The following is a 19716-nucleotide window of genomic DNA, read 5'->3' as shown; positions in this document are numbered from 1 at the left end:
ATATAACATAACAATTGCGTACTTCCAGCGCGTGCTGGGCTGCTCCGACGAGCGCGCGCGTCGGCTCAGGGCAGGCAAACCGAGGGGCTCCAGCCCAGTGCCTCGTCGTAGTGGACCTGGATCGCTCGCAGGCTCCCGTCGGGGTTGGCCTTCAAGCAGAATCGGGCGCTGTGGTATTGCGTGGCGCCGGTCCTGGTGGCCGACAGCGAAACGTCGTACAGGCGTCCGGGCTGCAGTGGCATGGCCGCTTGCCTTGAAATGGCGTTGACTGGCACTTCTCCGTAGACCACGCAGGCTCCGGGTGGAAGTGGGATTGATGCGGGATGGGCAAAGTAGAAAGACCATTGCCGCCGCAGCGGTGGAGCAATTGCGTCATGCACCTCCACACCAAACACCTCCGGAGTTTTACCGATACGCTTGCGCTCTTTCTTGGGTAGTCCGAAACAGGGTTTGCCGGCGTGGTCGGTGATCTCGACTTCGCCAATGCGGCTCCAGGCAGATGCGTAGTCGCAAAGCGGCATCAGGCAGATCAGGGTCACGAGAGCCACGACCGGTGATTTGATCGGGCGGATCCGCAGTGGGTTGTTCATCGGGCGGCTCAGCGTCATCGGTTCAGATCATGAACACGATGCACGGGGCGTTGAGGCACTTCAAACGATGATGGCTGGAATGCTGCAGGACTGGTTGGCCTGGCCCCTGCAGGACAAGAGACCGCGAGGCCCGGCAGCCGTCCGGGATGTGCCCCATGCGCTTGATGCGTTGGCCGAGTTTGGCCAGAAGCGACTATCTCACTGCCGACCTGGCCGCAACCCTCCCGAACCGCACTGGACTTGCCGCCCCCTGAACGCTAGCGTGGCAGGGATTTTTTGCCAGCAGGGGCTTCCATGAACCACGACACTGCGCCCAAGCAGCTCACCTTCCGCGCAGTGGCCCTGGCCATCGTGCTGGCGGTGGTGCTGTCGGCCGCAAACGCCTACCTCGGTCTGTTCGCAGGCCTGACCATCGCCACCGCCATTCCCGCCGCGGTGATTTCCATGGGCGTGCTGCGCCTGCTGGGCGGTGGCTCCATCCTCGAGAACAACATCGTGCAGACCGGCGCCTCGGCCGGTTCGTCGATCGCCGCCGGTGTGATCTTCACCATCCCCGCGCTGGTGATCATGGGCTACTGGCCGGACTTCAAGTACTGGTGGGTGCTGGGCATCGCCGGCCTCGGTGGCCTGCTGGGCGTGCTGTTCTCGGTGCCGCTGCGCCGTTCGATGATTGTCGAAGACCCGCTTCCGTTCCCGGAAGGCAAGGCTGCGGCCGAAGTGCTCAAGGCCGGTGAGAACCCGGGCCCGGGCCTGAAGATCCTCGGCCTGTCGGCGGTGATCGGTGCCTTCGTCAAGCTGGCCGCGGAAAGCGGCATGCGCCTGATTCCCGATGCCTGGGCCACCTCGGCCTACGTCGGCAGTTCCAAGGTCACCGCCTTCATCGGCACCAACCTGTCGCCGGCACTGCTGGGCGTGGGCTACATCGTCGGCCTCAACGTCGGCATCGTGGTGGTGTCCGGCTCGATCCTGACCTGGCACATCGCCATTCCGATCTACCAGGCGTTCTTCATGAACACCGATCCGGCGCTGGCCGCGTCGGTTGCCGCTGCCTCGTCCACCGAGGCAGCGTTCGCCATCTGGGGCGCGAAGATGCGCTACCTGGGCGTCGGTGCGATGCTGATCGGTGGCATCTGGACCCTGATCTCGCTGCGCAAGTCGCTGCTCAACGGCGTCAAGAGCGGCTTTGCCGCCGCCCGCAAGAGCGGTGGCCCGGTGCTGGCGCACACCGAGCGCGACCTGCCGATGAAGTGGATGCTGGTCGCCCTGGTGGTGTTCGTGCTGCCGCTGCTGGCCCTGTACCAGGCCATTGTCGGCCAGTGGCACGTGTCGATCCCGATGACCCTCATCATGATCGTCGCCGGCTTCCTGTTCGTGTCGGTCTCGGCCTACCTGGCCGGCCTGATCGGTTCGTCCAACAACCCGGTCTCGGGCATCACCATCTCCACCATCCTGTTCGCCTCGGCCGTGCTGGTCGTGCTGCTGGGCAAGGATGGCCTGCAGCCGGTCGGCGCCTTCGGCGCGCCGCTGGGCGCGGTGGCCGCGATCATGATCGGCGCGGTGGTGTGCTGTGCTGCAGCGGTCGGCGGTGACAACCTGCAGGACCTCAAGGCCGGTTACATCGTCGGTGCCACCCCGTGGAAGCAGCAGCTGATGCTGGGCATCGGTGCGTTCTCGTGCGCGCTGATCATGGCCCCGGTGCTGAACCTGCTGGCCACTGCCTACGGCATCGGCGTGAAGTCGGAGCTGCACCCGAACGCGCTGGCCGCGCCGCAGGCCAACCTGATGGCCTCGGTGGCCAAGGGCCTGTTCGGTGGTGAACTGCCGTGGACCTTCATCGGCATCGGTGCCGTGGTCGGTGCCGCCATCATCGCCTTCGACAGCTGGCTGAAGTCGCGCAACGCCCGCTTCCGCGTGCCGGTGCTGGCCGCCGCCATCGGCATCTACCTGCCGCTGGAACTGATGGTGCCGATCTTCCTCGGCGGCCTGATCGCCTACCTGGTCGAGCGCTTCCACAAGGTGCGTGCCGATGACGAAGAAGGTCGCGACCGCGTGCACAAGCCGGGCGTGCTGTTCGCCGCCGGCCTGATCACCGGCGAAGCGCTGATGGGCATCGCCATCGCGATTCCGATCGTGGTGAGCAGTCGCGCCGACGTGCTGGCCGTGCCGTTCCACCTGCCGGGCGCACAGTGGATCGGCCTGGCCGTGCTGTTCCTGGTCGGCTGGCTGATCTACCGCACCGGCAAGCGCGCCATGGCGTAAGGGTTGGGGTCGGATCCCTTCCCGCAGGGAAGGGCTCTGACCCCGGGTTGACAGCGTCTGGGGTCAGAGCCGATTCCGTCGGAATCGGATCCGACCCCGGTGTCCCCACAAACCGCGCCACGGCGCGGTTTGCTTTTTCTGGCGGCGGGGCCGCGCCCCACCGGCAGCCATGACCGATGGCCTTGGCAGCCCCGGCCGCACGGGCCTACCATCGGTTTTTTGCCGTCCTGCGGAGACCCCGATGAAACTGCGTCATGCCCTGCTGCCACTGAGCCTGCTGGCCGCCCTGCCCAGCGTCGCCGCTGCCCGTGGCCTGGAAGTCCGCGACATGGTGGCCATGGACCGCGTCTCCGCGCCGGTACTGACCGCTGACGGCGGCACCGTGGTGTTCGCCAAGCGCAGCGTGGATGCCAACCTGAAGGCCTCCACCGCGCTGTACGCGCGCAACCTGCGTACCCGCGACGCAGCACCGCCGAAGCAGATCACCCCGGCCGGCTGGAACGTCAATTCCGCTTCGCTATCGGCCGATGGCCAGACCGTGTATTTCCTCAGCGCCAGGAACGGCAGCCAGCAGCTGTACGCGCAGCCGGTCAGCGGCGGCGCCCCGCGCCAGCTGACCGACTTCCCGGTCGACGTGGACAGCTACCACGTGTCGCCGCAGGACGACCGCGTGCTGTTCAGCGCCGGCGTGTTCCAGGCCTGTGCCTCGGACCTGGCCTGCACCGAGAAGAAGCTCAAGGACGTCGCCGGCGCCAAGGCCAGTGGCAAGGTCTTCGATTCGCTGTTCGTGCGCCACTGGGATACCTGGAACGACGGCCGCCGCAACACCCTGTTCGTCGCGCCGCTGCCGGCAGCCAAGGCCGGTCCGGTCAAGGGCGCTTCCGCGCTGAGCGCCACCATCGACGGTGATGCCCCGTCCAAGCCGTTCGGCGGCAATGATGATTTCGCGTGGTCGCCGGATGGCGCCAGCGTGGTCGCCAGCATCCGCGTGGCCGGCAAGCAGGAGCCGTGGTCGACCAACTTCGACCTGTACCGCTTCGACGCGGCGGGCAAGCAGGCGCCGGTCAACCTGACCGCCTCCAACCCGGCCTGGGATGCCGGCCCGGTGTTCAGTGCCGACGGCAAGACCCTGTTCTACCGCGCGATGAAGCGCCCGGGCTTCGAGGCTGACCGCTTCGGCCTGATGGCGATGGACCTGGCCAGTGGCAAGACCCGAGAGATCGCCCCGCAGTGGGATCGTTCGGCTGGCGGCATCACCCTGTCCGCCGACGGCGCCAGCATCTACACCACTGCCGATGACCTCGGCGAACACCCGCTGTTCCAGATCGACGTGGCCAGCGGCAAGGCCACCAAGCTGATCGGCGACGGCAGCGTGACCTCGGTCGATGTGGCCGGCAACAGCGTGGCGATCACCCGCAACAGCCTGAAGAGCAACGACCAGGTGCTGGTTGGCTTGCTGCCGGCCGCGGGCGAAGCCATCGGCGAGCTGCGCGCGCTGACCCCGGCCGCTGGTGAGGTGCTCAAGGATGTCAGCTTCGGCGACTACGAGCAGTTCGAGTTCAAGGGCTGGAACAACGACACCGTGCATGGCTACGTGGTCAAGCCGCACAACTACCAGGAAGGCAAGTCGTACCCGGTCGCGTTCCTGATCCACGGCGGCCCGCAGGGCAGCTTCGGCAATGGCTGGAGCTACCGCTGGAATCCGCAGACCTACGCGGGCCAGGGCTATGCGGTGGTGATGATCGACTTCCACGGTTCCACCGGCTACGGCCAGGCCTTCACCGATGCGATCAGCCAGCACTGGGGCGACCGCCCGCTGGAAGACCTGCAGAAGGGCTGGGACGCGGCGCTGAAGAAGTATTCCTTCCTCAACGGTGACAAGGCCTGTGCGCTGGGCGCCAGCTACGGCGGCTTCATGGTCAACTGGATCGCCGGCAACTGGAACAGCCCGTTCAAGTGCCTGGTCAACCATGACGGCGTGTTCGACCAGCGCATGATGGGCTACGCCACCGAAGAACTGTGGTTCACCGAGTGGGAGCAGGGCGGTACGCCGTACCAGAAGGCGGCGAACTACGAGAAGTTCAACCCGGTCAACCACGTGGCGGACTGGAAGAAGCCGATCCTGGTCATCCACGGCCAGCAGGACTTCCGCATCCCGGTCGAGCAGGGCCTGGCCGCGTTCACCGCTGCCCAGCGCCAGGGCATCGAATCGAAGTTCCTGTACTTCCCGGATGAAAACCACTGGGTGCTGAAGCCGAACAACAGCATCCTGTGGCATGACACCGTCAATGCCTGGCTGAAGCAGCACATCGGCAACTGATGGTTGCGGCGCCGCCCTCCGGGGCGGCGCTTCTGTTTCACCATCTGCTTTACCGGTGGGTGCCGACCGTTGGTCGGCACACCTTCCTGATCTGCCGCCACCAGCAGCCGGCCAGCGGCCGGCTCTACCAGAGCGCCTGCATGCCTTCGACTGCCCTGATCCAGAACGACATCGTCGTCTTCGGTTTGATCGCCGCCACTCTTGGCGCCGTGTTCTGGACCGCCTCGCGCGAGCAGGGCCTGTGGAAGCGCTTCTATACGTTCGTGCCAGCGCTGCTGCTGTGCTACCTGATTCCCGGCATCTACAACACCGTCGGCCTGATCGACGGCCAGAACACCAAGCTCTACAACCCGATCGCGCGCGACATCCTGTTGCCGGCGGCGCTGATCCTGCTGACCCTGGCCGTGGATATCAAGGGCATCCTGCGGCTCGGCCCGAAGCTGGTACTGATGTACCTGGGCGCCTCGGCCAGCATCATGCTCGGTGCGGTGGTGGCGTTCCTGGTGATGCGCGCGATCCATCCCGACACCGTGGCCGGCGATACCTGGGCCGGCATGGCGGCACTGGCCGGCAGCTGGATCGGTGGTGGTGCCAACATGCTGGCAATGCGCGAAGTGTTCGACGTCAACGCGACCACCTTTGGCCAGTTCGCGGTGGTCGATGTCGGTGTCGGTTACGTGTGGATGGCCGCGCTGATCTTCTTGGCCGGGCGCGCAGCGAAGATCGATGCACGCAGTGGCGCTGATACCTCGGCCATCGATGAACTGAAGGAACGCATCGCGCGCTTCCAGGCCGAGCACGAACGCATTCCCAGCCTGACCGATCTGATGCTGATCGTGGCGGTGGCCTTCGGCGGCGTAGGCCTGTCGCATGCGATCGGTGCGCCGCTGGCGGCCTGGTTCAAGGCCAACGTCAGCTGGGCGTCGCAGTTCAGCCTGGACGCGCCGTTCGTGTGGGTGGTGGTGCTGTCGACCACGCTGGGCCTGAGCCTGAGTTTCACCCGCGCACGCAACCTGGAAGGGGCGGGTGCATCGCGGCTGGGTTCGTTGCTGCTGTACTTCCTGATCGCCTGCATCGGCATGCAGATGGATCTGCTGGCGCTGCTGGATCGCCCGTGGCTGTTCCTGCTCGGCCTGATCTGGATCGCCGTGCACATCGTGCTGCTGTGGTGCCTGGGCAAGCTGCTGAAGGTGCCGTTCTTCTATTTCGCCATCGGTTCGCAGTCGAACATCGGTGGCCCGGCCTCGGCGCCGGTGGTGGCGGCCGCGTTCCATCCGGCCCTGGCGCCGGTGGGCGTGCTGCTGGGCACGATGGGCTATGCCACCGGCACCTACCTGGCCTACATCGTCGGCATCACCCTGCGCGCGCTTGCCGGGCAGGGCTGATACGGCGACGGGGTGATGGGGTCAGATCCCTTTTGCGACGCAAAAGGGATCTGACCCCGGTTCCCGGTGAATCACGCCACCGGCAACCCGCGTTCGATCAACCATGCCTTCGCGTCTTCGGCGTCCTGCTCGAACCACGCTTTCGTAGATCCCAGCCGATACGTATACCCCCAGGCATCCATGTCGGCCATCAGCCGCTGGCTGCCGACGCCGGGCAGCTGCCCGGCCAGCACGATCTGCAGGTAGCAGGTCGCGTCTTCCTCGGCCACCGAGTCGGTGGCATCGGTATGCACCTGCGCCCGCCGCTCCGGTGGCAGTACGATCAGGTGGCAGGCCTCATGCAGCATCGAGTGCACGGGCGTGTCATCGCGCACGTAGACGTTGCTGGCGATGATGCCCGCCTCGGGCTCGCCCCAGTAGCTGCCGGGAATCGGCTCGCCGGCGGCCACGTGGTGCAGCCGCAGGCCATGCGCGGCGAGCAGGCACTGCGCATCGGCGAAGGCGATGTCGCCCACGCAGGTGATGCCCACGGCGGTTGTCGTATCGGTCATGCGGGTCAGGCAGCCCCGCCCATGCAGGCACGGGCGGGGCAGGGGATCAGGGTTTGTCCGGGCCTTCCGGCAGCGCCACGGAGATGTCCAGCACATCGTGCTGGCCATCCTTCACCAGGTCGACCTTCACCGCATCGACGTCGATGTTCACGTACTTCTTGATCACTTCCAGCAGCTCGCGCTGCAGCAGCGGCAGGTAGTCCGGGCCACCACGGTGGCTGCGTTCCTGCGCGATGATGATCTGCAGGCGGTTCTTGGCGGTTTCGGCGGTGGTCTTCTTCGCTTTGAGGAAATCAAACAGGCCCATGCTTACCCTCCGAACAGCTTGCTGAAGAAGCCCTTCTTCTCGACGTTGGTGAAGCGCATCGGGCGTTCTTCGCCGAGGATGCGCGCGACGGCGTCTTCATAGGCCTGGCCGGCAGCGGATTCGACATCCAGGATGACCGGCTCGCCCTTGTTGGAGGCGTTGAGCACGTCGCCCGATTCCGGAATCACGCCGATCGCCTTCAGGCCGAGGACTTCCTCGACGTCGGCGATGCTCAGCATCTCGCCGCTTTCCACGCGCAGCGGGGTGTAGCGCGTCAGCAGCAGGAAGGCCGGCACGTCCTGGCCGGATTCGGCCTTGTGGGTCTTCGAATCGAGCAGGCCGATGATGCGGTCGGAGTCGCGCACCGACGACACTTCCGGGTTCACCACCACCACCGCGCGGTCGGCGAAGTACATCGCCAGGAAGGCGCCCTTCTCGATGCCGGCCGGGGAGTCGCAGATGATGTAGTCGAAGCCGTCGGCGGCCAGGTCCTTCAGGACCTTGCCCACGCCTTCCTGGGTCAGTGCGTCCTTGTCGCGGGTCTGCGAGGCCGCCAGCACGTACAGGTTGTCGAAGCGCTTGTCCTTGATCAGGGCCTGCTTGAGGGTGGCTTCGCCGTGCACGACGTTGACGAAGTCGTACACCACGCGGCGTTCGCAGCCCATGATCAGGTCGAGGTTGCGCAGGCCGACGTCGAAGTCGATCACCGCCACCTTCTTGCCGCGCCGCGCCAGGCCGCAGGCCAGGCTCGCGCTGGAAGTGGTCTTGCCGACGCCGCCCTTGCCGGAGGTGACTACGATGATTTCAGCCAAAGGACTTCTCCTGGTTCTGCATGAGTTTGGTGCTGCGTCAGTCCAGCGCAGCGATCTTGATCTGGTCCTGTTCCAGCCACACCTGGACGGCCTTGCCGCGCAGGTTGTCCGGAACATCGTCCAGTACCTTGTAGTGGCCGGCAATGGCCACCAGTTCCGCATGGAAATCACGGCAGAAGATGCGTGCCGCGGTGTTGCCCTGGGCCCCTGCCAGCGCGCGGCCACGCAGGGTGCCGTAGATATGGATGCTGCCATCGGCGATGACCTCGGCGCCGGCGCCGACGGTGGCCATCACGGTCAGGTCGCAGTTTTCCGCGTACAGCTGCTGGCCCGAACGCACGTTGCCCAGCTGCATGCGGCCCGGCTGCGGTGCAGCGGCGTCGGCCACCTTGGCCACCGGCGTCGCCGGGGCTGGCTTCGGTTCGGCACGGGCTGCCCGGCGAGGTTCCGGTGCGGGCGGCGGGGCCGGTTCGCCCTCGGCACGCTCGTACTGCGCGCGGAACTTGGCCAGCAGCGGCAGGCCGAGCTGCTGGGAGAGCAGGTCGACCGCGCTGGTGCCGTACGCCAGCGCCACCGGCAGCACCCCGGCGCTGCGCAGGCCGTCGACCAGCGCCTGCGCGGTGGCCACGTCCGGCACCTGGCTCAGGCCGCCGAAGTCGAGGATCACCGCGGCGCGGCCGAACAGCTTCGGTGCGCGGGTCACGCGCTCGCGCATTTCCTGCACGAGGCGTTCGACATCAAGGGTACGGATGCGCAGGTTGGCGATGCCCACCTGGCCGATCTTCAGTTCACCGGCCTGTTCGTAATCGAAATTCACCGCCACGCTCAGGTCCCCGTCGGCCGCTGTGCCTGCGCCGGCAGCTGCCGGGCGCGTGTCCATGCCACATCCGGCAGCTTGTCGCCGTAGGTCTCCTGGACCCATGGGTAGCTGCACAGTTCCTTGGCCAGCATGCTGGCGCGCACATCGACCTGCGGCATGGTGTTCTGGCCCAGCTCGCGGAAGCCGAAGCTGCCGTGGAAGAGCAGGGCGGCATCGGCGCCATGGTCGAGGAAGACTTCGCAGGTCATCTGCGGGTAGCGCAGCTCGGCGAAGCTCTGCGCGTCGGCGTAGAACGCACGCCCGACGCCACCGCCACGACGGCGGCTGGCGACCACGATGCGGTCGATATAGAAGAACGGGGTGTCCAGCTGCTGCTTGAACCAGGCGAAATTGCTGCTGTCGTGCTGGCTGTCGCTGCCGAAGCCGATCAGGAAGCCGGCCAGGTTGCCGTCGCGCTCGGCGACGCGGAAATACTCAGCGGTTTCATAGAACAGGCGCAGGCGTGCCGCATCCAGGGGAAGGATGGCCAGGCCAGCGTTGTTGTTCAAAGCCAGGACGGAATCGAGCTCGTGCTCGCGCACGTCGCGGATGACAATCGACATTGTGACTCCGTGGGGTAACGCGGTTGGTCCATCAAGGGACCCTGCGCACGATTATTGCATGCCCGGGGTGGGCTGCGGCATGAACAGGCGACCGGGCAGGCATGACTTCCGTGGGGTGCGGTGCGCAGGCGCGGCCCGTAGAGTGCTGGCATGTTGGGAGTCCTCAGCCATACCCGCGTCCTCCGCCTGGCCGGCCTGTTCACCTGGGTCATGGTCGGCCTGCCCCTGGCGTACTCGCAGTTCGAGAACCTGCACAGCCGCGGTGACATGGGTGGCTGGGCGATCCTGTTGTTCGTCGCCTACCTGTCCTTCGGCACGGCCTACTACTGGTTGACCCGTATCCTGCGCAGCGACAGCCACACCAGCTGGCTGGACCGCGGCCTGCTGCTGTTGCTGACGGTCTCGGCGCTGGGGGTCAGTTTCCTCAGCGGTTCGGGCCTGGGCAGCATCCTGATGATGGTGGCCGCCGGGGTCATTCCGTGGATGCTGTCGGTTCGGCTGGGGGTGCTGTGGCTGCTGGTCAGCCAGCTGGCGGTGGCGCCGGTCTATTACCTGCTGCTGCGCTTCCCGCTGTTCGAAGCGGTGATGCAGTCGCTGCTGTACGGCGGCTTCTCCATGTTCATCTTCGTGACCAGCCTGGTTGCACGGCAGCAGACCGAGGCCCGCGACGAGCAGCGCCGGCTCAATTCGGAGCTGCGTGCCACCCGCGCCCTGCTGGCCGAGAGCGCGCGGGTCAACGAGCGCACCCGCATTTCGCGCGAGCTGCACGACCTGCTGGGCCACCAGCTGACTGCGCTGACCCTGAACCTGGAGGTCGCCGGCCACCTGGCCGAGGGCCAGGCGCTGGACCACGTGAAGCGCTCGCACGCGCTGGCCAAGCTGCTGCTGGGCAATGTGCGCGAGGTGGTCAGCCAGCTGCGCGAGACCGGCGCGATCGATCTGGCCGCGGCGCTGCGCCCGCTGACCGAGAACGTGCCCTCGCTGGATATCCAGCTGGAGATCGAGGATCCGTTGAACGTGGAAGACCCGCAGCGGGCCCACGTGCTGCTGCGCTGTACCCAGGAAATCATTACCAACGCGGTGCGCCACGCCGGCGCCCGCCACCTGTGGATCAAGGTGTATCGTGAAGCCCCCGACCGGGTGGTGGTGGAGGCCCGCGACGACGGCGTCGGCGCGGATATGGTCAATGTAGGCAATGGCTTGCGCGGCATGCGCGAGCGCCTGCAACAATGTGGTGGCCAGCTGCAGATCGAAACCCGTCCCGGAGAAGGCTTCCGGCTGCGGGCGACGGTGCCGGCAACGGTGCTGGTGGCGGCCCTTACCAAGGTTCCTGAAGGAGTGCGTTGATGATTCGCGTCTGCCTGGTCGACGACCAAACCCTGGTGCGGCAGGGAATCCGCTCCCTGTTGGCGCTCGACGACGGCATCGAGGTGGTGGCCGAGGCCGGCGACGGCCGGCAGGCGGTCGAGCTGATACCGCAGGTGCGCCCCGACGTGGTGCTGATGGACATGCGCATGCCGGTGATGTCCGGTCTGGAGGCACTGCAGGTGCTGTCGCGGCAGGAACAGCTGCCGCCGACCATCATCCTCACCACGTTCGATGATGACCAGCTGGTGCTGGCCGGGCTCAAGGCCGGTGCCAAGGGCTACCTGCTCAAGGATGTCACCCTGGCGCAGCTGGTCGGTGCCATCCGTACCGTGGCCGACGGCGGTTCGCTGGTGCAGCCGGCGGTGACCCAGCGCCTGCTGTCCGGCCTGGAGCACATGCGCAACGAGTTCGTCAGCCTGGACCGCCCGGACCCGCTGACCGACCGCGAGACCGAGATCCTGCGGCTGATGGCCAGCGGCTTCTCCAACAAGGAGATCGCCAATTCGCTGGGCGTGGCCGAAGGCACCATCAAGAACCACGTGTCCAACATCCTGTCCAAGCTGGGCGTGCGCGACCGTACGCGTGCCGTACTGAAGGCGTTCGAACTCCAGCTGGTCTGAAGAAAATCGTTCAAGTACAAAGACTTGGGTTGTAGTTGCGGGTTCCTGCCAAGGTTGCCCCCTACTTGCCGGGTAGCGGTATGCGTTACCCTTCGAATTCTTTGTCCATACAAATACGCAGCCGGCAGGGAAACCGGTGCGCCAATCCCGATAAACAATGCCCGCGAAGCCTGCTAGGATTGGCGCTTCGCTTCAATCAACCCGGCCGTGGGATCGGCCCCGGAGACTCTCTGAATGACCCGTATTATCGAGTTCCTGATCGCCTTGGGGATCGTGGCTGGCCTGTTCGTCATCATTGGCGTATGTCTGCCGGGCGAGCGTCACATCACCGAAAGCATCGAGACCAACCGCAAGATGACGATCGTGTACGACACGGTCAGCAGCCTGCGCCGCTTCAAGGACTGGAACCCGCTGGTACTGCGCGATCCCGCCGTTGAACTGAAGCTGTCCGGCCCGGCCTCCGGTACCGGTGCCACCCTCGACTTCACCTCCAAGGACCTGGGCACCGGTTCCTGGAAGATCACCGAAGCCGAAGAGAACAAGCGTGTTGTGATCGCCATCGAAGACGCCACCAAGGGTCACGACAAGGTCACCACCTTCAACCTGGAGCCGACCGGCAAGGGCGGTCGCAACGTCAAGATCACCCAGGACTACTCGGTGAAGTACGGCTTCGACCTGTTCGGCCGTTACGCCGGCCTGTATGTCAGCCGCCAGATCGGCGACGACATCAAGCTGGGCCTGTCGCGCATCGCCAACATGCTCGCAACCGTGCCGAACGTGGACTACCGCACGCCGGAAGCCCCGCTGACCGACCTGGCCATCGTTGAAGTGCCGGCCGAGAACCTGCTGGTGGTCAACGCCGGCAACGTGGACCGCGGTCAGGACACCATCACCAAGTCCATCAAGGACAACCAGGAGTGGATCAAGCGCGTGATGGAGGCCAATGGCCTTGAAGCCGCCGGCCCGTTCCGCATCATCACCACCGACTTCGGCCAGGAGAAGTACGCCTTCGACATCGCCCAGCCGGTGAAGAAGAAGGGTGCTGAAGGTGCTGCTGCCGACGAGCTGACCGTCAAGATCGACGGCGGCGCTCCGGTCAAGTACGTGCACGTTGCTCCGCACCGTTCGGCGCATGCGGCCTACACCGGCCACATGGCGGGTCTGGACGTGGCCCGCAACGGCCTGCGTGCCTGGGCCGTGACTTCGGGCAACGAAGTCATCGACCGCCCGTACGAAACCTGGAAGGACGGCATCGACAAGTCGTTCACCCCGGAAGCGACCTACGACATCTACTGGGCCGTCAAGTAAGCCTCGGCTGACCCATGTAGTGTTGGACACGAAAACGCGCCGCTCATTGCGGCGCGTTTTTTTTGATCCGGCGCCCGGCAAGGGGCGCTGCGCAAGGAGCCCCCATGTTCAATCTCGAACGTCGTGCACGTAAGCCGTCCCTGCTCGCCTGCCTGGGGGCGCTGCTGGCCGCCGCCTCGATCGGCCTGTCCGCCTACGCCTCGCATGGCGTGGCCGATCCGCTGGCGCAGCAGCACCTGAACATGGCGGCGCTGTACGCGTTTGCGCATGGTGCGGTACTGGTGGCACTGGGGCCACGCGCGCACGGGGCGATCGCACACCTGGCGCTGTACGTGCTGCTGCTGGGTGTGCTGTTGTTTTCAGGCAGCCTGGTGGGCGGGGCGCTGTGGCAGTGGCCGACGCGGATGGCGCCGATCGGTGGCACCAGCATGATGGCCGGCTGGGTGGTGCTGGCGATCAATGCGTTGAGGCGGTGACGGCAATCCGGGTACAGCCGAGCATGGCTCGGCACTACATGGGGGCGTTGCGCGGCAGCTGCTGTAGAGCCGAGCCATGCTCGGCTTCGAGCGAAGCGGCCCGCTTTTGTCTTCGCTCTCTCGTTCCATTCCGCGTGCGGGCGCCACGAGGGGCTCAGCTGTTGGCCGGCCTCCAGCACCAGTGCCAGGGTTCGTAGACGATGCCGTGCGGGTTGTCGCGTGGGTAGCTCAGATGGAAGCCATGCCCGCCGGCATGCACCTGCAGCCAGGCGAACGCGTCGGTGGCTTCAAATGATTCCTCGGCCGGGGCGTCGCCCGGTGTGCCGATGTCCAGCGCGTGGCCGCTGTGGTGTTCGCTGAAACCCGGGGCGGCATTGACCTTCAGGATCTCCGCCACGCTCAGGCCGCGCGCCAGTTTCCGTTCAAAGATGCCCAGCTGGTAGGCATGGCTGCGGAAGCCGGAGATCGCGTCCAGCGCAATGCCATCCCGTGCCGCGTGCAGTCGCATCCGTCGCCAGCCCTGCGCGGCGCCACGGCGCAGCCATAGCGGCCGGGCGAAGCGGTCGCGGCCGGCAAAATGCAGCAGGCACGGTTCGGGCTCCAGCGGCAGGCCGCTGTCGTCGGCGTAGCGCTGCGGGTCCAGGCCGAGCTGCTGCAGGCGCTGCTGCAGCCCGGCCAGCGGCAGCCACTGTTCCTGCAGCGCAGCGCCGAACGGACGTGCCGCCGCTGCATCGAGCAGCGCCAGTGCGTCCTCGGCCCCGGGCTCGCGCGGCAGGCGTGGCACCAGCGAATGCACGCCATGCGTCGTTACCGCCGCCAGGTAGCGGCCATCGCGCTTGCGCCGCAGCACCCACTGTGCCTGCGACAGCAGGCGGGCATCCAGGTTGCTTCGTGCGCGCAGCAGGTGGGCGGGCCACAGCTCGATGGCCTCGGTATTGATCAGCAGGGGGGCGCGTCGTTGCATCGCCGCAGCTTACCGCCGAGGCGCCGGTGCGGCCACCTTGCGCAGTGCGTCCAGCAGCACCTGCGGCCGCTCCAGGCTGAGCAGCAGCGTGCTGCCATCGCTGACCGGCAGGGCGAGAACGCGCGTGCGGTCGGTGACCAGCGCGAACCCCTTGCCGCCGCCCTGCAGGCGGAAGTGGCCGGAATAGAAGCCCGGCATCGCATAGCCATTGGTCTTGAAACGAATGCCATAGCGGCGGTCACGCTGCAGGTCGACCACCTCGGCCTGGTCCAGCCGCAGCTGTGCCACCGGAACGCGGCGGCGGTACATCGTCGAGCGCACGTCCAGCACGTCGTCGGCCAGTTCCACCCGGCGGCGGAAGAACGCCGCGCCCAACCCGATGCCGAGCGCGGCGATCACCAGCAGGCTCCAGGCGGCACTGCCGCCCATCCGGAACCAGGGCGGCGACAGCGTCACTTCGATCCAGGGCGCCGTGGCCGGTGCCTTGTACAGCTGCGCATACAGGCAGGCCACGAAGGCGGCGAGCAGGGGCAGCACGATCCACAGCACGCGCAACGGCGAACTCTCGGCCACCTCGTACTGCTTTGGATCGCTGGCACCCATGGCTCAGGCCTCCTTCTTGAATACCAGCATCGCCGGGCGCATCGGTGCGGGGATGATGATGTTGACCAGCTCCCAGCCCAGTTGGCCCTGGCGGCTCAGTTCGCTCTGGATGTCCTCGGCCTTGAGCTGGCCCATCATGGACGTCTTGACCTCGATCGTCTGGTAGCTCCAGCGCTTGCTCATTCCTTGTCCCCCGAAGATGGCGTGGGTTTCGGCAGGCGTCCTGCCTTGCGCAGGGCGTCGCGCAGCACGTATTCGATCTGTGCGTTGAGGCTGCGCAGCTCGTCGTCAGCCCAGCGTTGCGCGGCGGCCAGGACGTCGGCATTGATGCGCAGCGGGTAGGCTTTCTTCTCACTCATGCAAGCTCCTGGCGGGGTGGTGGGGCACCCCGTTGCGAGGGTGGTTCAGTACAGCGAACCGGCGTTGACGATCGGCTGGGTACCGCGGTCCGAGCACAGCACGGTCAGCAGGTTGCTGACCATGTGCGCCTTGCGTTCTTCATCCAGCTGCACCACGCCGTTCTTCTGCAGTTCGGCCAGGGCCATTTCAACCATGCCCACCGCACCGGCCACGATGCGCGTGCGTGCGGCGATCACCGCGTTGGCCTGCTGACGCTGCAGCATCGCCTGGGCGATTTCGGCGGCGTAGGCCAGGTGGCTGATGCGTGCGTCGATCACCTGCACGCCGGCGTCGGCCAGGCGTTCGGCCAGCTCGTTCTTCAGGTGCTGGGAGATCTCGCTGGCATGGCTGCGCAGGGCCAGCTGGCCGTCTTCGTGCTGGTCGTAGGGATAGCTGGTGGCCATCGCACGCAGCGCAGATTCGGACTGGATGTGTACGAAGCTCTCGTAGTCGTCCACGTTGTAGACGGCCTCGGAGGCGTCGACCACCTGCCAGACGATCACCGCGGCGATCTCGATCGGGCTGCCGTCCAGCTCGTTGACCTTCAGCTTGCCGCTCTCGAAGTTGCGCACGCGCTGGCTGACCCGGCGCTTGGCAAAGAAGGGGTTGTTCCAGCGCAGGCCGTTGTCCTTCACCGTGCCCACGTACTTGCCGAACAGGCTAAGGACCGCCGCCTGGTTGGGCTGGATGGTGTACAGACCGGCCAGGATGAACACGCCCAGCGCCACCAGCAGGGCGCCCAGCAGCATCAGCAGCAGGCTGGGCGAGCCGGTGCTGGCCTTGGCTGCCACGCCCACCACGAACAGGGCGGCGCCGGCGAGGCCGACGAGCAGGGCGCCGACCAGCGTGCCGAGGCCGTTGAGGGAAGACAGCGACTTCTCTTTCATGGCGGTACGTCCTTGAGGGTTCAAATTTAAGATATCAAAGTGATATCACCTGTCCACTACCGTTCGTCGGATGCCATGGTCGGGGTGCCCGGCCGGCTAGAATGCCCTCCCGCCTTCACATCGCTGCTGGAACCGCCATGGCCAAGCTTGGAACGCCGTTGTCCCCCTCCGCCACCCGCGTGCTGCTGCTGGGCTCGGGCGAACTCGGCAAGGAGGTGGCCATCGAGCTGCAGCGGCTGGGCGTGGAGGTGATCGCCGCCGATCGCTATGCCGACGCCCCGGCCATGCAGGTCGCGCACCGCTCGCACGTGATCGACATGCTCGATGCGATGGCGCTGCGGGCGCTGATCGCCCAGGAGCAGCCGCACCTGGTGGTGCCGGAAATCGAGGCCATCCACACCGAGACCCTGGTCCAGCTGGAACAGGAGCAGGGCCTGCGGGTGATCCCGACCGCGCGCGCCGCACGCCTGACCATGGATCGCGAAGGCATCCGTCGCCTGGCCGCCGAAACCCTGGGCCTGCCGACCTCGCCGTACCGCTTCGTCGATACCGAGGCCGAATACCGTGCTGCCGTCGCCGCCATCGGCCTGCCGTGCGTGGTCAAGCCGGTGATGTCGTCCTCGGGCAAGGGCCAGAGCACCCTGCGCAGCGAGGCGGACATCGCCCCGGCCTGGGACTACGCGCAGACCGGTGGCCGCGCCGGTGCCGGCCGCTGCATCGTCGAAGGCTTCATCGATTTCGATTACGAGATCACCCTGCTGACCGTCCGCCATGCCGGTGGCACCTCGTTCTGTGCGCCGATCGGCCATCTGCAGAAGGACGGCGACTACCGCGAAAGCTGGCAGCCGCAGCCGATGTCGAGCGCGGCACTGGCGCGTGCCGAAGAGATTTCGCGCGCGATCACCGATGACCTCGGCGGCTGGGGCCTGTTCGGCGTGGAGCTGTTCGTGAAGGGCGACGAAGTGTGGTTCAGCGAAGTGTCGCCGCGCCCGCACGACACCGGCCTAGTGACGCTGGTATCGCAGGAGTTGAGCGAGTTCGCGCTGCATGCGCGCGCCATCCTCGGCCTGCCGATCCCGGTGATCCGCCAGAGCGGCCCGTCGGCGTCGTGCGCGCTGTTGGCACACGGCGAGGGCGTGCCGTACTTCAACAACGTCGCCGCTGCATTGCAGGTGCCGGATACTGCCGTACGCCTGTTCGGCAAGCCGAGCGTGCATGGCCATCGCCGCGTCGGTGTCACCCTGGCGCGCGCGGAAACCATCGACGAGGCGCGCGCCATCGCGCGAGATGCCGCCGACGCCATCGGCGTCGAACTGCGCCTGTAAAGCAAAAAGGGGACGGAGGGGATTAAGTCGTTTGTGCCACAAACGACTTAATCCCCTCCGTCCCCTTTTCATGGCCGTCGACTCTACCGCACGTCCACCCACACCAGGTGGTGGTCGCTGCCGTCGGCGATCTTCGCTTCCGGGCTTTCATTGGCCGGCCAGAAGATGCCGCTGCCGACGAACTCGAAACCGGTCGAGGGCAGTACGTAGTCCAGGCGCATCGTGCCGGACTTCGGGCCGAAATCGCCGGTGGCATGGAACGGTGCGCCCTTGCGCTCGATGCCCTTGGCCGCATAGGCCAGGCTGGTCTGCTCGCCACCGACGCTGCGCGGGGTGGGGTAGCGCAGCACGCGGGCGTTCTCGATCAGTTCGACGATCGCCTCATGGCGGCCATCGCCATCGACCGGGTCGTTGTTGAGGTCGCCGAGGATCACGAAGCGCGCGTCCTGGGCCAGTCCGCCGCACTGCCCCTTGTCGTCGCACAGCCATGGCTTGTCACCCTTGGACAGGTATTCCTGCCACAGGCGCAGTTCGTCATGGTTGCGTGCCGCGTTGCGCTTTTCCGGGCCGTCGAACACCGGCGGGGTCGGGTGCGAGACCAGCGCGTGCACCACGCCGGCCGGGGTCTTCACCGGCACGTCCCAATGCGACTTCGACGACAGGCGCAGCTGCGACCACACATGGTCGTTGTAGAAGCTCTGGCCGGTACGTGGGTCGATCGGGCGGATCGCGCCGGGCATCGCGCTCCACTTCAGCAGCTGGAAGCTGCGCACCCTGGCTTCGTCGATCGGGTAGCGCGACAGCACCAGCATGCCGTACTGGCCCGGGTGCAGGCCGTAGCCCCAGGCATCGTTGCCGCGGCTGCGGCCTTCGCCACCGACCACGCCGTTGTTGTCCAGGTCCAGGCCGCTGGGCACGCCGGTGTTGACCGGTGCCAGATAGCGGTAGGCGAAGTGCAGCGGTTTGCCGCCACCGGGCTGGGCGACCTCCAGGTAGCGCTTCTGGAACAGGTCGGCGGCGCGATGGGCGTCGTCGAAGTCGAATTCGTTCAGCAGCACCAGGTCCGGGCGCACCTGCTGCAGCACTGCGGCGATCTTGCGCGCGTGTTCGCTGTCGCCTTCCAGCTCCTTGATCAGGCCACCGGCGTCATCGGAGTACAGCGAGGTGTTGTAGGTGGCCAGGCGCAGCGCAGCGGACGGCTTTTCGGTCATCGCAGGGGACGTGGCGAAGGCAGGGGCGGTGGCGCCGCAGAGCAGGGCCAGGGCGAGGATCAGGGGATGGCGGCGGGTCATGTTCATGGGCCGTATTGTGCACCCGGCCCGGTGTCAGCGGTTTGTCAGCGCCCGTCCAGATCCTTGTCGAAATCGTGCCAGCGGCGGCCATCGTAGGCTTCCAGCGGATGGAAGCGGCGCTTGTAGTCCATCTTCTGGTGGCCGCGGATCCAGTAGCCCAGATACACGTGCGGCAGGCCCTCGCGGCGCGCCCACTCGATCTGCTGCAGGATCGCGAAGGTGCCCAGCCCGCGCGCGGCGTGGTCCGGGTCGAAGAAGGTGTAGACCGCCGACAGGCCGTGCTCGGTGACGTCGGTCACCGCTACCCCCAGCAGCTGGCTGGGCTGGCCGTCGTGGCCGGGCAGGCGCATCTCCATGAAGCGGGTGTGCGACCAGCTGCCGATCAGGAACTGCTCGAACTCGTGCGGGCCGTGGTCGTCCATGCCGCCGTTGGCATGGCGGTGGGTGAGGTAGCGGTGGTACAGCGCGAACAGGTCATCGCGGGCGGTGGCGGCGGTGATCCGCACCTCCAGGTCGTCATTGCGGGTGGCACAGCGGCGCTGGCTGCGGTCCGGGGCGAAGCGGGCCACCGGGATGCGCACCGCCACGCAGGCCTGGCAGTGCGCGCAATGCGGCCGGTAGACCAGGTCGCCGCTGCGACGGAAGCCCCAGCTCAGTGCCAGTGGATAGAGTGCGCCGAGGCGGCGGTCGTTCGGGTCCAGCACCAGGTCGCGTGCCACCCGGTCCGACCAGTACCCGCAGGGGTGCTCGCCGGTCTGGAAAAGTCGCAGTTCGTCGTCTCTGTCGCCATGTATCGCCATGGGCACAGCATAGCCCCAGGTTGTCGCA

General features: G+C 66.5%; 21 protein-coding genes. 8 read left to right on the top strand and 13 right to left on the bottom strand.

The window, feature by feature from the left end:
* Positions 1-65: 65 nt before the first annotated feature.
* Positions 66-608, bottom strand: a complete 543-nt coding sequence (locus AC5QAB_RS10140) for a hypothetical protein (RefSeq protein ID WP_234413132.1) — start codon at positions 606-608, stop codon at positions 66-68.
* A gap of 276 nt (positions 609-884) precedes the next feature.
* Between AC5QAB_RS10140 and AC5QAB_RS10135 the strand changes: the two genes are divergently transcribed.
* The 3 genes from AC5QAB_RS10135 (at position 885) to AC5QAB_RS10125 (ending at position 6554) form a co-directional block, all read left to right on the top strand.
* Positions 885-2849, top strand: a complete 1965-nt coding sequence (locus AC5QAB_RS10135) for an OPT family oligopeptide transporter (protein WP_241884125.1) — start codon at positions 885-887, stop codon at positions 2847-2849.
* Between the two features lie 241 nt (positions 2850-3090).
* A complete protein-coding gene (locus AC5QAB_RS10130) occupies positions 3091-5169 on the top strand; it encodes a prolyl oligopeptidase family serine peptidase (protein WP_197562047.1) in 2079 nt (692 codons plus the stop codon).
* Positions 5170-5309: 140 nt separating this feature from the next.
* Positions 5310-6554 carry a DUF819 family protein gene (locus AC5QAB_RS10125; protein ID WP_032961385.1) on the top strand — a complete coding sequence of 415 codons (1245 nt, stop codon included), beginning with the start codon at positions 5310-5312 and terminating at the stop codon, positions 6552-6554.
* A gap of 71 nt (positions 6555-6625) precedes the next feature.
* On the opposite strand, the gene AC5QAB_RS10120 is transcribed toward AC5QAB_RS10125, so the two are convergent.
* From AC5QAB_RS10120 to AC5QAB_RS10100, 5 genes are read right to left on the bottom strand one after another with little or no spacing between them, the layout of a single operon-like run.
* The gene (locus AC5QAB_RS10120) at positions 6626-7105 is read right to left on the bottom strand and encodes a hypothetical protein (protein WP_197562018.1); all 480 of its coding nucleotides are present in this window, start codon (positions 7103-7105) and stop codon (positions 6626-6628) included.
* A gap of 46 nt (positions 7106-7151) precedes the next feature.
* Positions 7152-7412: a cell division topological specificity factor MinE gene (gene minE / locus AC5QAB_RS10115; RefSeq protein WP_005408532.1), complete on the bottom strand. Its 261-nt coding sequence runs from the start codon at positions 7410-7412 to the stop codon at positions 7152-7154.
* 2 nt (positions 7413-7414) lie between these two features.
* Positions 7415-8224 (bottom strand): septum site-determining protein MinD, encoded by an 810-nt coding sequence (gene minD / locus AC5QAB_RS10110; protein WP_005415682.1) that lies wholly within the window; start codon positions 8222-8224, stop codon positions 7415-7417.
* 37 nt (positions 8225-8261) lie between these two features.
* Positions 8262-9104 carry a septum site-determining protein MinC gene (gene minC, locus AC5QAB_RS10105; protein WP_197562017.1) on the bottom strand — a complete coding sequence of 281 codons (843 nt, stop codon included), beginning with the start codon at positions 9102-9104 and terminating at the stop codon, positions 8262-8264.
* Complete coding sequence (locus AC5QAB_RS10100; RefSeq protein ID WP_014036357.1) at positions 9050-9646, bottom strand: GNAT family N-acetyltransferase; 597 nt, start codon at positions 9644-9646, stop codon at positions 9050-9052. The genes minC and AC5QAB_RS10100 overlap by 55 nt, the downstream gene beginning before the upstream one ends.
* A gap of 150 nt (positions 9647-9796) precedes the next feature.
* Here AC5QAB_RS10100 and AC5QAB_RS10095 point away from each other — a divergent pair, with 150 nt between their 5' ends.
* The 4 genes from AC5QAB_RS10095 (at position 9797) to AC5QAB_RS10080 (ending at position 13418) form a co-directional block, all read left to right on the top strand.
* Positions 9797-10993, top strand: coding sequence for a sensor histidine kinase (locus AC5QAB_RS10095; protein ID WP_032961359.1), 1197 nt, complete (start codon positions 9797-9799; stop codon positions 10991-10993).
* Entirely contained in the window at positions 10993-11634 is a 642-nt protein-coding gene (locus tag AC5QAB_RS10090) for a response regulator (protein WP_006424175.1), read from the top strand. The genes AC5QAB_RS10095 and AC5QAB_RS10090 overlap by 1 nt, the downstream gene beginning before the upstream one ends.
* 234 nt (positions 11635-11868) lie before the next feature.
* On the top strand, positions 11869-12942 hold the full coding sequence (locus AC5QAB_RS10085; RefSeq protein ID WP_014646355.1) for a polyketide cyclase: 1074 nt from the start codon (positions 11869-11871) through the stop codon (positions 12940-12942).
* 104 nt (positions 12943-13046) lie between these two features.
* A complete protein-coding gene (locus AC5QAB_RS10080; RefSeq protein WP_014646356.1) occupies positions 13047-13418 on the top strand; it encodes a DUF423 domain-containing protein in 372 nt (123 codons plus the stop codon).
* A gap of 154 nt (positions 13419-13572) precedes the next feature.
* Here AC5QAB_RS10080 and AC5QAB_RS10075 read toward each other — a convergent pair whose 3' ends face one another.
* From AC5QAB_RS10075 to AC5QAB_RS10055, 5 genes are read right to left on the bottom strand one after another with little or no spacing between them, the layout of a single operon-like run.
* Entirely contained in the window at positions 13573-14382 is an 810-nt protein-coding gene (locus tag AC5QAB_RS10075; RefSeq protein ID WP_140222747.1) for a M15 family metallopeptidase, read from the bottom strand.
* A gap of 9 nt (positions 14383-14391) precedes the next feature.
* Positions 14392-14985, bottom strand: coding sequence for a PH domain-containing protein (locus AC5QAB_RS10070; protein WP_014646358.1), 594 nt, complete (start codon positions 14983-14985; stop codon positions 14392-14394).
* 3 nt (positions 14986-14988) lie between these two features.
* A complete protein-coding gene (locus tag AC5QAB_RS10065) occupies positions 14989-15168 on the bottom strand; it encodes a DUF4177 domain-containing protein (protein WP_014646359.1) in 180 nt (59 codons plus the stop codon).
* Entirely contained in the window at positions 15165-15344 is a 180-nt protein-coding gene (locus tag AC5QAB_RS10060) for a type II toxin-antitoxin system antitoxin (RefSeq protein WP_014646360.1), read from the bottom strand. Before AC5QAB_RS10060 ends, AC5QAB_RS10065 begins: the two co-directional genes overlap by 4 nt.
* A gap of 45 nt (positions 15345-15389) precedes the next feature.
* Complete coding sequence (locus AC5QAB_RS10055) at positions 15390-16271, bottom strand: SPFH domain-containing protein (protein WP_014646361.1); 882 nt, start codon at positions 16269-16271, stop codon at positions 15390-15392.
* A gap of 137 nt (positions 16272-16408) precedes the next feature.
* Here AC5QAB_RS10055 and purT point away from each other — a divergent pair, with 137 nt between their 5' ends.
* The gene (purT, locus tag AC5QAB_RS10050) at positions 16409-17596 is read left to right on the top strand and encodes a formate-dependent phosphoribosylglycinamide formyltransferase (RefSeq protein WP_164165390.1); all 1188 of its coding nucleotides are present in this window, start codon (positions 16409-16411) and stop codon (positions 17594-17596) included.
* An 83-nt stretch (positions 17597-17679) separates the two neighbouring features.
* On the opposite strand, the gene AC5QAB_RS10045 is transcribed toward purT, so the two are convergent.
* Together AC5QAB_RS10045 and AC5QAB_RS10040 are read right to left on the bottom strand one after the other, a co-directional pair.
* Complete coding sequence (locus AC5QAB_RS10045; protein ID WP_197562186.1) at positions 17680-18894, bottom strand: endonuclease/exonuclease/phosphatase family protein; 1215 nt, start codon at positions 18892-18894, stop codon at positions 17680-17682.
* Positions 18895-18932: 38 nt separating this feature from the next.
* Positions 18933-19688: an arginyltransferase gene (locus AC5QAB_RS10040; RefSeq protein ID WP_032961379.1), complete on the bottom strand. Its 756-nt coding sequence runs from the start codon at positions 19686-19688 to the stop codon at positions 18933-18935.
* Between the last annotated feature and the right edge of the window lie 28 nt (positions 19689-19716).

The sequence above is a fragment of the Stenotrophomonas sp. YJH_SMC_127 genome, assembly GCF_059372445.1.
This window is presented reverse-complemented; position numbering and strand designations above follow the sequence as displayed.